The sequence below is a fragment of the Enterobacter sp. Sphag1F genome (genome assembly GCF_014193275.1).
In the GTDB taxonomy this organism is placed as follows: Bacteria; Pseudomonadota; Gammaproteobacteria; order Enterobacterales; family Enterobacteriaceae; genus Pantoea; species Pantoea symbiotica.
In genome coordinates this window covers 314,821-330,057 of sequence record NZ_JACHZD010000001.1, presented here as the reverse complement: position 1 = coordinate 330,057, position 15,237 = coordinate 314,821, and the positions used below count along the sequence as shown (strand labels likewise).

Here is a 15,237-nt window from a genome sequence, read left to right as displayed (position 1 = left end):
TTTTGACCTCTACTTCATCGATTATTGAGGGTACGCGACAGGGACGGCAGGTCATTAAGGTCGATGCCTTTAACCTGACGGGCCACCTGTGCAGGGTGATGTCGGGTGATGGAAAGTGCCGCCAAAACTGCCGGGAGCGACAAAACGATAAAAATGGCTGTTTGCCCAGGGAAAACGCCGAGCAGCACGCCGCCCAGCGAGGAGCTGATAATGGCGCCGCTGCGTCCAATGCCGTGCATCCAGCACACGCCGGTGGCACGCATTTCAGTGGGATAAAAGGCCGGGGAGAAGGCTTGCAATCCGGTTTGCGCCCCGTTGATACAGACGCCAGCGAGGAACACCAGCAGGGCCAGTACATTCGGGCCAAAGCTCCAGATGCCCTGCGATACCAGGCAGAAACTGCCCAGCAGATAGAACAGGGCGATAACGTATTTCGCTTTGAAGCGGTCCATCAGCCCACCGACCATCAGGCCGCCAAAGGTGCCACCGAGCTGAAACAAGCCCGCGACAATCGCGGCGCGCTCCAGCGTTACGCCGCCAGAACGCAGAATGGTCGGCAGCCAGCCGTTCAGCAGGTAGATGACGAACAGCCCCATGAAGTAGGTGAGCCATAACACCACAGTGCCGCCCGCATAGCCGCGGCTGAACAGCTGCAGCACCTGAGCCTTTTTCGGGATGATGGGCGCATTGAGCACAAAGGCGGTGCCAGCGGAGAACTCGCCGCCCAGACGTTTGAGCACCGCTGCAATCTTGTCGCGACTGACTTTACGCACCACCATGTACATCGCCGATTCCGGCAGCAGCCACAGCAGCAACGGCAACATCAGCAACGGCAGCAGGCCACCCAAACCCAGCACCGCTTGCCAGCCAAAGTGCGGCAGCATGCCGGCGGCGATGAATCCGCCCAATCCGGAGCCGATATTAAATCCGCTGTACATCACGGTGATCATCAGGCTGCGGCGGCGCTCCGGCATATATTCCGACACCAGCGTGACGCAGTTGGGCATCACCGCGCCGAGACCGAGGCCGGTGAGAAAACGTAACGCGCCCATTTCCAGCGGCGTACGGGCGAAAGCGCTCATTAGACTGAAGCAGGCAAAGACGGCAATCGACAACAGCAGCACGCGCTTCCGGCCGAATTTGTCGGACCACGGACCGGCGATCAGCGCGCCAATTGCCACACCAAACATCGCAGCGCCGAGAATTGGCCCCATTTCCGCGTGGCTGATGCCCCAGTCTTCAATCAGCGCGGGCGCAATGAAACCCATCGCTGCCGCGTCGTAGCCATCAAACATGATGATGATGAAACACAGGCTGAGGGTCAGCCACTGGTATCCGGTGATCGGGCGGGCGTCGATCCAGCCTTTTACATCGATAATGTCGTGATTGCTCATAGGATACGCTCTGATTTTTTTATTAATGACGTTATCGGGTTGAGATTCTTTTCCGCCCTGACGTTGGCCGGGGGCATCACTTTAACCCGATTACAGGGGTAAGTTTTATAGTTTTTAGCTTTTAAAACAGCTTGTTGCATGTTTATGCTTTCTTGCTTTCAATACCAAATTAGGGATGGCTTGCGACTTTGTCTGCCATAAAATGGTTATGAAGGTATGAGTTTTGTTTATTTGGTGAGCTGTGTCGGAAAATTGAGAAAGCGTGTGAAGCGAGAGAAATTGCAGGTATTGAGCAGGATAAAAGCCAAATTCAGAGCGGATTGAAGGGATTTTTAACAGGAAGGAAGAGGGAAAGCAGCGGAGAGCCGTTTGCGGTGCTCTCCGCTGTTGATATTACATGCGCTCGACGGTTTTAATGCCCAGCGTGTCCAGACCTTGCTTCAGCGTTTTCGCGGTTAACGCGGCGAGCTGCAGACGGCTCTGACGGATGTTCTCGTCCTCGGCGGAGAGAATAGGGCAGTGTTCGTAGAAGCCGGAGAACTGGCCGGCCAGATCGTACAGGTAAGCACACATCACGTGTGGCGTACCGTCGCGCGCGACCTGCGTAATCACTTCTTCGAACTGCAGCAGGCGCGTAGCCAGCTGCGCTTCACGCTCTTCGGTTAGCACGATGTCGCCGCTCAGGCTATCGGCATCAATGCCGGCTTTGCGGAACACCGACAGCACGCGCGTGTAGGCGTATTGCATGTAAGGCGCGGTGTTGCCTTCGAATGCCAGCATGTTGTCCCAGTCGAAGATGTAATCGGTGGTGCGGCTTTTCGACAGGTCAGCGTATTTCACTGCGCCGATGCCCACCACTTCCGACAGATCTTTCAGCTCCTGCGCTGACATCTCTGGATTCTTCTCGCTGACCAACGCATGCGCGCGTTCGACTGCTTCATCCAGCAAATCGGCGAGGCGAATAGTGCCGCCGCTGCGGGTTTTGAATGGACGACCATCTTTGCCGAGCATCATGCCGAATGCGTGATGCTCTAGCGGTACCGATTCCGGCACATAACCGGCTTTACGCACGATGGTCCAAGCCTGCTGCAGATGCTGATGCTGACGGGAATCGATGTAATACAGCACGCGATCGGCATGCAGGGTTTCGAAACGGTATTTGGCGCAGGCGATGTCGGTGGTGGTGTAGAGATAGCCGCCATCTTTCTTCTGAATGATTACGCCCATCGGTTCGCCTTCCTTGTTTTTGAACTCATCAAGGAAAACTACCGTGGCGCCTTCGCTGGTCACCGCCAACCCTTTTTCGCGCAGGTCGGCGACGATGCCCGGCAGCATGTCGTTGTACAGGCTTTCACCCATCACATCTTTGCGCGTCAGCGTCACGTTCAGGCGGTCATATACCAGCTGGTTCTGGCTCATGGTGATATCAACCAGCTTCTTCCACATGCTGCGGCAATATTCATCGCCACCTTGCAGCTTCACCACGTAATTACGTGCGCGCTCGGCAAAGGCTTCGTCGGCATCGTAGGTCACTTTGGCTTCGCGGTAGAAGGCTTCCAGGTCAGCCAGCGCAATCTCTTCATGGTGTTCGTTCTGCTGCTTTTCCAGATAGGCAATCAGCATACCGAACTGCGTGCCCCAGTCGCCGACGTGGTTGGCGCGGATCACCTTATGGCCGAGAAACTCCAGCGTACGCACTGCGGCATCACCAATGATGGTGGAGCGGACGTGACCGACATGCATCTGCTTCGCCACGTTGGGCGCGGAGTAATCCACCACGATAGTTTGCGGCGCGACACTGCTCACACCGAGGCGCGGCAGCTGCAGCGCCTGCGCGGTTTGCGCCGCCAGCCATGCACGATCGAGGAAGATATTGATAAAGCCGGGACCGGCGATTTCGACTTTGCTGGCGATGCCGTTAAGATCCAGATGCTGAATCACCTGCTCAGCCAGTTGTCGCGGTGCCTGACCGAGCTTTTTCGCCACGGCCATCATACCGTTTGCCTGGTAATCACCGAACTGTACCTTCGCAGACTGACGAACCTGAGGTTCGCAATCGGCAGGCGCACCCGCCGCAATCATTGCCTGACTGACTTTGTCGGAAAGAAGAGCCTGAATATTCACCGCGTTACCTTCATATGCTGAAAAGGCCCGCCTGTAGGCGGCGAGCCGATGTCGTCATCCCGCAACTGCGCGGCGGGACGGAAAAATAAGAGGGGAAGTATACGTGAAATGTTAAAGTGAGTCAGCTATTCGGTATTCAGTGAGACATAACATCGGGCCCTCAGCGCCGATTAACGGCGCCGTGGGTGACGACGAGGATTTTTAACGCTTTTGTCTTCACGCACCTTCCAATGGCGGGAAATTGCAAATCCCATTAATGCAATCAGGACCGCGACAACAATGAGCATAGACATAAGGCCGTTCCTTGTAGTTGTGAAACACAAATTTATAAGAAAGGGTATCAGGCTGCAATTGTTTGCAACTTAAATAAGAGTTATCTCATTGTATTAACTATCCTGAATAATAACAGAAGGTTAAGCCACTTTCATAAAGTAACTGCTGGACCTGTTTTGGCGATAAATCCGAAATGAATGGTCTATTTATGCGGTTTTCAGCCTTTTTGACGCCTAAATCGGATGAATCCGACAATTTTGTCAAGCGGAATCAACGGCTAGCAAATTTCATATTGATTAGTAAACCTGAACTGAATTAGAGGTAAAACGTGATGCGGACCAACTTTCCTATGGAATTGGATGATTTAAAACAAGACCTGGCTCGTTTTGAGCACTCTTTGGCGCTATTTGCTGAACGTTTAGGCATTAACCTGGCTGAACATGAAGCCGATCACGTTGCGGTGCGCTGCCACCAGTTTGCGACGGCAGAACGCTGGAAAACTGGATTGCTGCAAATCGCCACACAGTTTTCCGAAGCAATGATCAATGGTCGCCCGATCTGCTTGTTCAAACTGCATCAGCCATTGAACCTCGCGGGCTGGCAAATCGATGTGATTGAACTGCCTTGGCCGGGCGAGAAACTGTATCGCCATGAAGGGTGGGAACACGTGGAGATTGTGCTGCGCGGTGAACCGGAAACGCTGGGTGTGCGCGCGATGGCGTTGCTCTCGGATGATGCGCTGACGCAGCCGGGCATCTCGTTTAAAACCAGCGCGCCCAAAGGCGAGAATGAACGTTTGCCCAATCCGACACTGGCGGTGACTGACGGGCAAACCACCATCAAGTTTCATCCGTGGCGACTGGAAGAGATCGTCGCTAGCGAGCAGGCTTAACGGCGCGCTGCTACCGCCAGCTGCAAACGCGCCACCGCCTGTTCCAGCGTGGCGCGCGTACAACCAAAGTTGAAGCGCACGAAATTATCGTCGCCGAAATCGTGACCCGGTGAAAAACCGAGGCCGTGCTGCTCGAAGTAGTCCATTGGGCTGGCGACATCCAGTTTGCTGGCGTCGATCCAACCGAGATAAGTCGCTTCCGGCGCGGCCATCTGCAGTTCTGGCAGCGCATTGATCTGCGCCACCAGCCAGTCGCGATTGGCACGCAGATAATCCAGCTGCGCCGCCAGCCATTCATCGCCATCGCGCCACGCCGCTTCGGCTGCCACCAGCGCCAGAATATCCACGCCAGGCACGATGCCTTCCCGCACACGTTTAAAGCGTGCGCGCAACTCTGGATTGGGAATGATCGCCATCGACGCGCCTAATCCGGCAATGTTGAAGGTTTTGGACGGCGAGATCAGCGTGATGCTGCGTTGTGCGGCATCTTCACTTAATGACGCAAACGGAATGTGTTGCGCGCCGGGTGACAGCAACAGATCGCAATGGATTTCATCGGAGCAGACAATCAAATCATGCTGCTGCGCAAATGCCAGCTGGGCTTCCAGCTCGTCGCGACGATAAACCGTACCACCCGGATTCTGCGGGTTACACAGCATCAGCAGGCGCTCATTGCCCTGCATGGCGCTGGCGTCGAGATCCATCACCCAGCGATCGTCCTGTAAACGCAGCGGTAAATGCACCTGTGCGCGATCGGCCAGTTTTGCCGCACCGCGAAACGGCGGATAAATCGGCGTTGGGGAAACCGTGGATTCGCCCGATTCCGTGAATGCGCGGACCGAAAGATTTAAACCGCACACCACGCCGGGCAATAACACAATCCAGTCCGGCTCAATCTGCCAGTTGTAGCGCTGCGCTAAACGGGAAAGGGTGATATCAATCAATCCGCCTGGCGTTGCGCCATAGCCAAAAACGCCGTGCTCAGCGCGCTGTTTAATGGCCTCAATCACACTCGGCGGCGAACGGAAATCGCTGTCCGCTACCCAGAGCGGCAGCACATCGCGATCACCATATTTGTGCCATTTCAAACTATCGCTGTGACGACGGTCTATCCATTGATTAAAATCGAATGCCATAGTGCGAGTTCCACGTAAACTGTCCAATTAAGTAGACTAACTGAAGCATTCATCCCGAGCCAGAAGTCATGAGAAGGAGCATGGTATGACGAAACTGGAAATTTGTTGCTACGGCATCGACTGCGCAATGACTGCGCAGCTGTCCGGTGCCGATCGCGTGGAGCTGTGCAGCGCACCGCGCGAAGGTGGGTTGACGCCTTCAGCCGGCGTGCTGGAAGTGGCACGACGTGAAATTTCGATCCCGGTACATCCTATCGTCCGTCCACGCGGCGGCGATTTTTGCTACACCAACTATGAGTTTGAGTCGATGAAATCGGACGTTGCGCTAATGCGTGAACTCGGTTTTCCCGGCTTAGTGATTGGCATGCTGGATGAAGATGCGCATGTTGATATCGCCCGTATGCAGCAAATTATGACGCTGTGTGACGGCATGGACGTCACTTTCCATCGCGCCTTCGATTTATGCCACAGTCCAAAACGCTCACTTGAGGTGCTGGCTGATTTAGGCATCGCGCGTATCCTGACGTCTGGCCAGCAACAGAGCGCCGAAGCAGGAATTGCATTATTACGGGAACTAAATGAACACAGCACAGGTCCGATTATTATGGCCGGTGCGGGCGTGCGTTTGAGCAACATCCAGAAGTTCATCGACAGTGGATTGCAGGAAGTTCACAGCTCCGCCAGCCGTTTAGTCGCTTCGCCGATGCGCTACCGTAAAGCCGGTGTTTCCATGTGCTCCGAAGCGGAAACCGATGAATTCAGTCGCTATTGCGTTGATGGTGATGTGGTTGAAGCCATGAAAAGCATGACGCAGATGAGCGCCGTCCGGGTAGCCTGAATTCACCCCGATTTTGCCGCGCAGCACGCCAGTCCAAACGACGTGATGTTTGCAAGTACCAACCCCAGTTCTTCTAACTGGGGTTCTTTTTATCTGCCATTCCCGCAGAGATAGCGTGATCGTGTAAATGATGCTTTGATTACTCTATGGCCTCGTACGGATAACCTTCATGAAATCCATCCCTTGTACCGTTTTACTGCTGCTTCTCCCCTACTGCGGCGTTGCGCTGGCTGTCAGCACGGCGTGTCCACCGATGAGCAAAAACATCACCAGCAGCAACAACTGGATCATGCTGGGTGGCGATGCCAAAGGCGCGGTGCGTCAGGTGGTGGCGGGCGAATTTGGCAAAGATGTGAACTCGCAAAAGCGCGTACTTGGCCAGTTTGATCAGTGCGGCGATTTAATGGTGGCCGATATCTCCTACGACAAAAACGAAGGCAACGTCCTGCTGACGATGGAACAGCATATCGCCCGCGTTCAACGCGGCTGGGTGGCGGAATATGCCTACATGGTCAAAGTGATCAAAGCGGGTCAGGAGGAAGTGGTTGATAACCGTCAGGGCACCATCAGCTGGCAAATCGGCCAGCATGGCAACATCGTCAGCTCATCCGATAAATTCACCAGCATGGGCAAAGATGGCTTTACCGATACCACTTACCGCTATGACAAACAGTTCAGAGTAGAAAAAAGCGTGGCGCGCGGCAGTGATAGCATGACCAGTGGCGAAAGCAGCTGGCGCTGGAATCCACAAGGATTGGTCACCTCATCCAGTAGCGCGCGTAGCAAAGATACTTACAGCTACGATAACCAGTGGCGGGAACTGCGCCTGAACGGCACATCGACCACGCCAGTCAGCACGCTACGCTCGATTGACGAGTGCCAACTGTGGGATGAAGTGGGCAACTGTACGCTCAGTTATCTGCATGAAACCGAAGTATTCGCCAAAGGCACCATTGAACGCCATCTCAGCTCCGCTTATAAATACCAATACTGGAACGCCCCCAGCGAAACAGCCGCACAAGATTAAACCGCACAAAACCCACATAAAGGCAAAGAATCAGGGCCGCGGAGTAAAGCTTCCGCCGCATGGACAAAAACGCCGGGAGCGTTTTTGAACAACGCAAAGCGTTGGCCCACGAAGTGGGCGAGCCTCATGGATGAGGCGAGTAACCGGCGGCAGAGTCCACAGGGATGTGTTCACGACGCCTTTACGGAGCGGCCCTGATTCTTTGCCTGAAACGCACGGAACTAAACAGGGAGCCCGCACATGACACTGATCCTTTCATTCCTTTTCGCCATCACCATCCTCACGCTCACGCCCGGTTTTGATACCGCATTAGTGTTGCGTTCCGCCGCCGCGCAAGGCTGGAAGCGTGCATCGGCCACGGCGTTTGGCGTCACGCTGGGTTGCCTGGTGTGGGGCATTGCGGTGGGTTTAGGCTTGGGCGCGCTGCTGCTGGCTTCGGAAATGGCGTATAACCTGCTGAAATGGATCGGTGCGGCCTATCTGCTCTATCTCGGCGTCAAATTACTCATCAACCCACGTACCCAAGCGGAAGCAGGTCAGCATGCGCAGAATAAAGAGCAAAGCTATGTTGCCTGCTTCACACGCGGACTATTCGGTAATCTGTTAAACCCCAAAGTCGGCGTGTTCTACGTCACCTTCCTGCCGCAGTTCATTCCGGCGGGCGCATCGGTGCCGCTGTGGTGTACGCTGATGGCTCTCACACATATGGTGATTGGATTAGTGTGGAATGCGGTGCTAATTGGTAGCAGCCAGTACTTTGCGACGCATCTGCGTCGTCCAGCGGTACTGAAAGTGATGGATCGCCTGACGGGCTGCGTCTTTATTGGCTTTGCCGCGAAGCTGGCGCTATCGCGGCGTTAAGCATTACGGCTTGCGCGCCACTAACACAGCACGCAGCGGGGCGGGATAACCTTCAACGGTCTTACTGCTGTCATTCGGATCAAGGAACTCGGCCAGCGACTCGCTGGTCATCCAACTGGTACGACGCTGCTCTTCCACGGACGTCACCGCGTAATCTGCGATGCGCACATCGACAAATCCGCACTTCTCCAGCCAGCTCTTCAGCGCTGCCGCAGAAGGGATAAAGTACACATTACGCATCTGCGCATAACGCTCACCCGGAACCAGCACCGCGTTCTCATCGCCTTCAATCACCAACGTCTCCAGCACCAACTCACCGTCGCTAACCAACTGATTTTTCAGCTGCATCAAGTGGTCGAGCGGTGAACGGCGGTGATAAAGCACGCCCATCGAAAACACGGTATCGAACGCTTGTAACGCCGGAAGCTGCTCAATGCCCAGCGGCAGCAAATGCGCCCGACGATCATCGCCCAACAGCTTACGCACCGCTTCAAACTGGCACAAAAACAGCTGCATCGGATCGATGCCGACCACCAGCTTCGCGCCCGCACCAATCATGCGCCACATGTGATAACCGCTGCCGCAACCAACATCCAGCACCGTGCGATGCAGCAACGGCGAAATGTGCGGCAACACGCGATCCCATTTCCAGTCAGAACGCCACTCGGTATCGATCTCGGTGCCGTACAGCGAATAAGGACCTTTGCGCCACGGCATTAAATTGCGCAGCAGATTCTCAATGCCAAGACGCTGACGATCGGTCAGATCCTCAACATCCGCGCTCACGCTGTGCAACAAATCCAGCTTCTGCGGCGTCAGCAGCGGCAGATAATCAACGGACTTCTCCCAGTCGCGAAACTTACCGTGCAAATTGTCACGCTGCCATGCGGCAACTTGCGCCGGTAACACTTCCAGCCAACTGGCCAGCGGGCCGGTGGCAATCTGCTGATAAAAACGGCCAAACTCAATCATTTCAACGCCACCAACGAACCAAAATTAAAGCACTGGAACCACAACTCCGCATGTTTGAAACCGGCGGTTTTCAGGCGCGCCTTATGCGCTTCGACGCTATCGGTCAACATCACGTTCTCCAGCATGCTGCGTTTCTGGCTGATCTCCAGTTCGCTGTAACCGTTAGCGCGTTTGAAATCGTGATGCATGTTAAACAGCAACTCGCCGACATCGGCATCTTCAAAACTAAACTTCTCGGACAACACCAGCGCGCCACCCGGATTTAATCCATTGACGATCTTCTTCAGCAACTCAAGACGGGCCGGCGGCTCAAGAAATTGCAGGGTAAAGTTAAGCACCACCAACGAGGCGTTCTCAATGTGGATATCCTGAATATCCGCTTCGATCACCTGCACCGGGGTATCCGCGCGGAAGGCATCGATGTGGCGACGGCAACGCTCAACCATCGCTGGCGAATTATCTACAGCAATAATCTGGCAGCCAGGCACATGAATATTGCGGCGCACCGACAGCGTGGCGGCACCCAGCGAACAGCCAAGATCGTAAACCTGGCTATTCGGCTGAACGAAGCGTTCTGCCAGCATGCCAATCATCGAAATGATGTTGGAATAACCCGGCACCGAGCGCTGAATCATATCGGGAAAAACTTCAGCTACGCGCTCGTCAAAGGTCCAGTCGCCCAGCTTATCGATGGGCGCGGAAAATAGCGTATCGCGATCAGACATAATGAAAGGTCCGGAGAGAAAACGGAAAGGGCGCTATTTTGGCAGAAACGCGGGCGGGCTGCACCCTTTGCGTTGCGTCTAGAACAGGCTTGATTGCTGCGGCCAGTCGGGCAGATCGCGTAACGATGGCTCCAGCTGCTGCAACTGTGACCACAACGCCTGAATCAGCGGAAACACCTCGCCCATATCCGGCGTATGAATAAACAGCATTGGATCGCTATCCAGCTGCCACGCTTGCAGCTTGCTGTGCCACGGCTGAAACAGCGGCACGCTCTCCGCCACGTTATCGCTGCCAATGAAACGCACCATCGGTTGCGAACCGGTGCGCACCGCATGCGGCGGCACGCGCGGCTTTTTCGCTCGCGCGTCCACGGCGGCGGCGGTTTGCGAGGTTGAAGCATGCACCGGACGACTATCTAAAATCACCCGATTAACGCCGCGATCCAGTAAACCGCGATTCAGCGCGCGTTCGGCTTCACCTTTGGCAAAAAACGCCTGATGTCGCACCTCAACGCCATAGCGGAAATTGCGTGGCAAACTATCGAGAAAGGACCATAAATCAACCAGCTGTGCCGGTGAAAACGCGGCGGGTAACTGCAGCCAATATTGACCAATGCGTTGGCTCAGCGGATCGAGCAGGCGGAAAAACTCCGTCAGCAACTCATCGCAATCGCGCAGCGCCGCTTTATGGCTGATGCTATCGGGAAACTTAAAGCAGAAACGAAAATCGTCGTGCGTCATATCCCGCCAGCGCATCACCACTTCAGGCTTTGGCAGCGCATACAACGTGGTATTGCCTTCCACACAACCAAACAGCTGCGCGTAGTCGGCTAAGGTTTCAATGCCGAACTGTTTCCATTGCGCGTGCTGCCATTGCGGTAATCCTATGCGAAGTGTCAACGCGAACTCCTGAATCCTTTAGGGGCGGGAAAGGGCGGCTTAATGTACCCTGTTTTGATGTCGGCAGGAAAAACAGCGCGATAAAGCATAATGTTTTGTCCGCTTTGATCGGGCTCCACTTATCCTGCCTGGGTTTTTCCATTATAATAGCCGCCTTTTTTGCGACAGCATCTCATAAGGTTACGCGGCCTGATGTTGTCTGGCAGCAGCGGCGAAGTTAAAAGGATACGTTATGCGTACAGAATATTGCGGACAGCTCAATCTGTCTCACGTGGGTCAGCAAGTCACTCTCTGCGGCTGGGTAAATCGCCGTCGCGATCTGGGTAGCCTGATTTTTATCGATATGCGTGACCGTGAAGGTATCGCTCAGGTGTTCTTTGATGCCGATCGTCAGGACGCTTTCCAGCTGGCATCTGAGCTGCGTAACGAATTCTGTATCCAGATCACCGGCACCGTGCGTGCACGTGACGAAAAGAACAAAAACAGCGACATGGCAACCGGCGAAATCGAAGTGTTCGCTCATGAGCTCAACATCATCAACCGTGCTGAACCGCTGCCGCTGGACTCTAACCAAGTGAACAGCGAAGAAGCGCGCCTGACCTATCGCTATCTGGACCTGCGTCGTCCGGAAATGGCGCAGCGTTTGAAAATCCGCGCTAAAATTACCAGCTTCGTGCGTCGCTTTATGGACGACCAGGGCTTCCTCGATATCGAAACGCCAATGCTGACCAAAGCCACGCCAGAAGGCGCGCGTGACTATCTGGTGCCAAGCCGTGTGCATAAAGGCAAATTCTACGCGCTGCCGCAGTCGCCACAGCTGTTCAAACAGCTGCTGATGATGTCGGGTTTTGACCGCTACTATCAGATCGTTAAGTGTTTCCGTGACGAAGATCTGCGTGCCGATCGTCAGCCTGAGTTCACCCAGATCGACGTGGAAACCTCTTTCATGACCGCCGAGCAGGTGCGTGAAAAGATGGAACGTCTGATTCGTGAACTGTGGATCAACATCAAAGGCGTGGATCTCGGTGACTTCCCGCAGATGACCTTTGCGGAAGCGATGAACCGTTACGGTTCCGATAAGCCAGACCTGCGTAACCCAATGGAGCTGGTGGACGTTGCCGATCTGCTGAAAAACGTGGAGTTCCAGGTGTTTGCCGGTCCAGCCAACGATGCCAAAGGCCGCGTGGCTGCCCTGCGCGTACCGGGCGGCGCTGCGCTGACGCGTAAGCAAATTGATGAGTACGGCGAATTTGTAAAAATCTACGGCGCTAAAGGGTTGGCGTGGATGAAGATCAACGAACGCGCTAAAGGCTTCGAAGGCGTACAGAGCCCGGTTGCCAAGTTCCTCAGTGCAGAAATCGTTGAAGACATTCTCAACCGCACGGGCGCACAAGATGGTGACCTGATCTTCTTCGGCGCGGACCGCGCTAAAGTGGTAGCGGATGCGCTCGGCGCGCTGCGTCTGAAAGTGGGCCGCGACCTGCAGATCACCAATGACAAAGCCTGGGCACCGCTGTGGGTAATCGACTTCCCAATGTTTGAGGAAGATGAAGAGGGCGGCCTGGCAGCAATGCACCATCCTTTCACGTCGCCGAAAGACATGAGCGCAGAAGAGCTGGCAACCGATCCGGTACAAGCGGTGGCCAATGCCTACGATATGGTGATTAACGGCTACGAAGTGGGCGGCGGTTCCGTGCGTATCCACAGCGGGAAAATGCAGCAGACGGTATTCAGCATCCTCGGTATCACCGAAGAAGAGCAACGTGAGAAGTTTGGCTTCCTGCTCGACGCGCTGAAATACGGTACCCCGCCGCACGCGGGCCTGGCGTTTGGTCTGGATCGTCTGACCATGCTGTTGACCGGCACCGATAACATCCGTGATGTGATCGCGTTCCCGAAAACCACCGCCGCCGCATGCATGATGACCGAAGCCCCAAGCGAAGCCAATCCAGCTGCGCTGCTGGACCTCGGCATTCTGGTGGCGCCGAAGAAAGAAAAGACAGAGAACAAGTAATGGGCTTTAAACATCCGGTTTCGGTGCTGGTGGTGATTTTTGCCCGCGATACCGGCCGGGTGTTAATGCTGCAGCGACGTGATGACGACAGCTTCTGGCAATCGGTCACTGGCAGCCTGGAAGCGGGCGAAACCCCGTGCCAGGCGGCTCAGCGCGAAGTGTTAGAAGAGCTTGCCATCGATATTGCGCACGAAAAGTTAGTGCTGGACGATTGCCACAAGCAAATCGAGTTTGAGATCTTCCCGCACTATCGCCATCGTTACGCACCGGGCACCACGCACAACCGCGAACACTGGTTCAGGTTGGCCATACCCGCAGAGCGCGACCTGCTGCTCACCGAGCATCTCGCCGCGCGCTGGCTCGAACCCGCCGCTGCCGCAGCCCTCACCAAGTCCTGGAGTAACCGCCAGGCAATTGAAGAATTTATCTGAATGCTCACCGCCGCGCGTTTTTCCCGTGGCAGTTCAGTTAAATTCCGTTAATTCGACGAAGTTATTCCTTCGTCCCTTAAACCCGGTGCAGGATGTGAAACCTGCACAATTAAAATTGAACAGTCGGGCGTAATCGTCGCAGCGAGGTCGGTTACCGCCAGCGCACAGCAACCGGAGCGTACTTATGTACGTGAGGATTGCGAGCACTGCCGGGAGCCGAGATCGCAAGTAAGATAGCCCGTGCGATTGATAAGATCGGAGAATATGCAAAATGGCTGGACACAGTAAATGGGCGAACACCAAGCACCGCAAGGCTGCTCAGGACGCTAAGCGCGGTAAAATCTTCACCAAAATCATTCGCGAGCTGGTCACCGCCGCGAAACTGGGCGGTGGCGATGCGGGTTCCAACCCACGTCTGCGCGCAGCGATGGACAAAGCGCTGTCTAACAACATGACGCGCGACACCATGAACCGTGCCATCGCACGCGGCGTGGGCGGTGAAGATGATTCCAACATGGAAACCATCATTTATGAAGGTTACGGTCCAGGCGGCTCAGCGGTGATGATTGAGTGCCTGAGCGACAACCGTAACCGTACCGTGGGCGAAGTGCGTCATGCCTTCACCAAAACCGGCGGCAACCTCGGTACCGACGGTTCTGTTGCTTACCTGTTCAGCAAGAAGGGCGTTATCTCCTTCGCGCCAGGTCAGGACGAAGATGCGGTGATGGAAGCGGCGCTGGAAGCCGGTGCAGAAGACGTTGTGGCTTATGACGACGGCGCGATTGATGTCTTCACCGCGTGGGAAGAGATGGGTGCAGTGCGTGATGCGCTGGAAGCGGGCGGTCTGAAAGCCGACTCGGCTGAAGTCTCAATGATCCCTTCAACCAAAGCCGAAATGGATGCCGAAACTGCGCCGAAACTGCTGCGCTTGATCGACATGCTGGAAGACTGTGACGACGTGCAGGAAGTTTACCATAACGGTGAAATCTCTGATGAGATCGCAGAAACGCTGTAATGGCGTTGCTTAAAACCCCACTCACCGGAGACGCGCTGTGGCGATAATTCTCGGGATCGATCCCGGCTCGCGCGTCACCGGTTACGGTGTTATCCGCCAAACCGGCCGCCAGCTTACCTATCTGGGCAGCGGCTGTATCCGTACCAGCGTCACCGATCTGCCGACGCGTCTCAAACTGATCTACGCGGGCGTCAGCGAAATCATTACGCAGTTCTCACCCGACTATTTCGCCATCGAGCAGGTCTTTATGGCGAAGAACGCGGACTCAGCGCTCAAGTTGGGCCAGGCGCGCGGTGCGGCGATTGTCGCGGCGGTGAATCACGATTTGCCGGTGTTTGAGTATGCAGCGCGTCAGGTGAAGCAAACTGTCACCGGCACTGGCGGCGCAGAGAAAAGTCAGGTGCAGCATATGGTGCGTACCTTGCTGAAACTGCCGGCCAATCCGCAAGCGGATGCCGCCGATGCGCTGGCCATCGCCATCACGCATTGCCATATGAGCCAAAATGCGGCGCGTATCAGTGACACCAAATTGGTGATGACGCGCGGTCGTATGCGATCGGGTTAGCAAACGCCAAGGCTGGATATTCATCCAGCCTTTTTTGTGCTATAAACTCAGGCTTACTTACAGATTAAGG

15 protein-coding genes are annotated in these 15,237 nt (G+C 55.2%); 8 read left to right on the top strand and 7 right to left on the bottom strand.

Annotation, left to right across the window (positions count from 1 at the left end; genetic code table 11):
* Positions 1-14 precede the first annotated feature (14 nt).
* The 3 genes from FHW71_RS01515 to FHW71_RS23980 all read right to left on the bottom strand — a co-directional run bounded on the left by FHW71_RS01515 (position 15) and on the right by FHW71_RS23980 (position 3,811).
* Entirely contained in the window at positions 15-1,394 is a 1,380-nt protein-coding gene (locus FHW71_RS01515; RefSeq protein ID WP_061718574.1) for an aromatic acid/H+ symport family MFS transporter, read from the bottom strand.
* Between the two features lie 393 nt (positions 1,395-1,787).
* Positions 1,788-3,518 carry an arginine--tRNA ligase gene (gene argS, locus FHW71_RS01510; RefSeq protein WP_179450582.1) on the bottom strand — a complete coding sequence of 577 codons (1,731 nt, stop codon included), beginning with the start codon at positions 3,516-3,518 and terminating at the stop codon, positions 1,788-1,790.
* Positions 3,519-3,688: 170 nt separating this feature from the next.
* Positions 3,689-3,811, bottom strand: coding sequence for a hypothetical protein (locus tag FHW71_RS23980; protein WP_007889544.1), 123 nt, complete (start codon positions 3,809-3,811; stop codon positions 3,689-3,691).
* 311 nt (positions 3,812-4,122) lie between these two features.
* Here FHW71_RS23980 and FHW71_RS01505 point away from each other — a divergent pair, with 311 nt between their 5' ends.
* The gene (locus tag FHW71_RS01505; RefSeq protein WP_179450584.1) at positions 4,123-4,683 is read left to right on the top strand and encodes a VOC family protein; all 561 of its coding nucleotides are present in this window, start codon (positions 4,123-4,125) and stop codon (positions 4,681-4,683) included.
* On the opposite strand, the gene FHW71_RS01500 is transcribed toward FHW71_RS01505, so the two are convergent.
* A complete protein-coding gene (locus FHW71_RS01500) occupies positions 4,680-5,819 on the bottom strand; it encodes a PatB family C-S lyase (protein WP_179450586.1) in 1,140 nt (379 codons plus the stop codon). The genes FHW71_RS01505 and FHW71_RS01500 overlap by 4 nt on opposite strands.
* Positions 5,820-5,904: 85 nt before the next feature.
* Here FHW71_RS01500 and cutC point away from each other — a divergent pair, with 85 nt between their 5' ends.
* The 3 genes from cutC (at position 5,905) to FHW71_RS01485 (ending at position 8,545) form a co-directional block, all read left to right on the top strand.
* Positions 5,905-6,657 carry a copper homeostasis protein CutC gene (gene cutC / locus FHW71_RS01495; RefSeq protein ID WP_179450588.1) on the top strand — a complete coding sequence of 251 codons (753 nt, stop codon included), beginning with the start codon at positions 5,905-5,907 and terminating at the stop codon, positions 6,655-6,657.
* 169 nt (positions 6,658-6,826) lie between these two features.
* Positions 6,827-7,684: a hypothetical protein gene (locus FHW71_RS01490; protein ID WP_179450590.1), complete on the top strand. Its 858-nt coding sequence runs from the start codon at positions 6,827-6,829 to the stop codon at positions 7,682-7,684.
* 240 nt (positions 7,685-7,924) lie between these two features.
* Positions 7,925-8,545, top strand: coding sequence for a LysE family translocator (locus tag FHW71_RS01485; protein ID WP_179450592.1), 621 nt, complete (start codon positions 7,925-7,927; stop codon positions 8,543-8,545).
* Between the two features lie 3 nt (positions 8,546-8,548).
* On the opposite strand, the gene cmoB is transcribed toward FHW71_RS01485, so the two are convergent.
* From cmoB to FHW71_RS01470, 3 genes are all read right to left on the bottom strand, one after another.
* Positions 8,549-9,517: a tRNA 5-methoxyuridine(34)/uridine 5-oxyacetic acid(34) synthase CmoB gene (cmoB, locus tag FHW71_RS01480; protein ID WP_179450594.1), complete on the bottom strand. Its 969-nt coding sequence runs from the start codon at positions 9,515-9,517 to the stop codon at positions 8,549-8,551.
* Entirely contained in the window at positions 9,514-10,242 is a 729-nt protein-coding gene (cmoA, locus tag FHW71_RS01475) for a carboxy-S-adenosyl-L-methionine synthase CmoA (protein ID WP_097097065.1), read from the bottom strand. Before cmoA ends, cmoB begins: the two co-directional genes overlap by 4 nt.
* A 78-nt stretch (positions 10,243-10,320) precedes the next feature.
* Positions 10,321-11,142, bottom strand: coding sequence for a DUF72 domain-containing protein (locus tag FHW71_RS01470; RefSeq protein ID WP_179450597.1), 822 nt, complete (start codon positions 11,140-11,142; stop codon positions 10,321-10,323).
* A 232-nt stretch (positions 11,143-11,374) separates the two neighbouring features.
* Here FHW71_RS01470 and aspS point away from each other — a divergent pair, with 232 nt between their 5' ends.
* The 4 genes from aspS (at position 11,375) to ruvC (ending at position 15,167) form a co-directional block, all read left to right on the top strand.
* Positions 11,375-13,156, top strand: a complete 1,782-nt coding sequence (gene aspS, locus FHW71_RS01465) for an aspartate--tRNA ligase (RefSeq protein WP_179450599.1) — start codon at positions 11,375-11,377, stop codon at positions 13,154-13,156.
* A complete protein-coding gene (gene nudB, locus FHW71_RS01460) occupies positions 13,156-13,587 on the top strand; it encodes a dihydroneopterin triphosphate diphosphatase (protein ID WP_179450601.1) in 432 nt (143 codons plus the stop codon). Before aspS ends, nudB begins: the two co-directional genes overlap by 1 nt.
* 271 nt (positions 13,588-13,858) lie before the next feature.
* Positions 13,859-14,602, top strand: a complete 744-nt coding sequence (locus tag FHW71_RS01455) for a YebC/PmpR family DNA-binding transcriptional regulator (protein WP_008110488.1) — start codon at positions 13,859-13,861, stop codon at positions 14,600-14,602.
* Between the two features lie 37 nt (positions 14,603-14,639).
* A complete protein-coding gene (gene ruvC, locus FHW71_RS01450; RefSeq protein ID WP_008110486.1) occupies positions 14,640-15,167 on the top strand; it encodes a crossover junction endodeoxyribonuclease RuvC in 528 nt (175 codons plus the stop codon).
* The last annotated feature ends 70 nt before the right edge of the window (positions 15,168-15,237 follow it).

Coding starts and splice junctions, on each gene's coding strand:
- FHW71_RS01515 (WP_061718574.1), bottom strand. CDS start 1,394: ATGAGCAATCACGACATTATCGATGTAAAAGGCTGGATCGACGCCCGC.
- FHW71_RS23980 (WP_007889544.1), bottom strand. CDS start 3,811: ATGTCTATGCTCATTGTTGTCGCGGTCCTGATTGCATTAATGGGATTT.
- FHW71_RS01505 (WP_179450584.1), top strand. CDS start 4,123: ATGCGGACCAACTTTCCTATGGAATTGGATGATTTAAAACAAGACCTG.
- FHW71_RS01500 (WP_179450586.1), bottom strand. CDS start 5,819: ATGGCATTCGATTTTAATCAATGGATAGACCGTCGTCACAGCGATAGT.
- cutC (WP_179450588.1), top strand. CDS start 5,905: ATGACGAAACTGGAAATTTGTTGCTACGGCATCGACTGCGCAATGACT.
- FHW71_RS01490 (WP_179450590.1), top strand. CDS start 6,827: ATGAAATCCATCCCTTGTACCGTTTTACTGCTGCTTCTCCCCTACTGC.
- FHW71_RS01485 (WP_179450592.1), top strand. CDS start 7,925: ATGACACTGATCCTTTCATTCCTTTTCGCCATCACCATCCTCACGCTC.
- cmoB (WP_179450594.1), bottom strand. CDS start 9,517: ATGATTGAGTTTGGCCGTTTTTATCAGCAGATTGCCACCGGCCCGCTG.
- cmoA (WP_097097065.1), bottom strand. CDS start 10,242: ATGTCTGATCGCGATACGCTATTTTCCGCGCCCATCGATAAGCTGGGC.
- aspS (WP_179450599.1), top strand. CDS start 11,375: ATGCGTACAGAATATTGCGGACAGCTCAATCTGTCTCACGTGGGTCAG.
- nudB (WP_179450601.1), top strand. CDS start 13,156: ATGGGCTTTAAACATCCGGTTTCGGTGCTGGTGGTGATTTTTGCCCGC.
- FHW71_RS01455 (WP_008110488.1), top strand. CDS start 13,859: ATGGCTGGACACAGTAAATGGGCGAACACCAAGCACCGCAAGGCTGCT.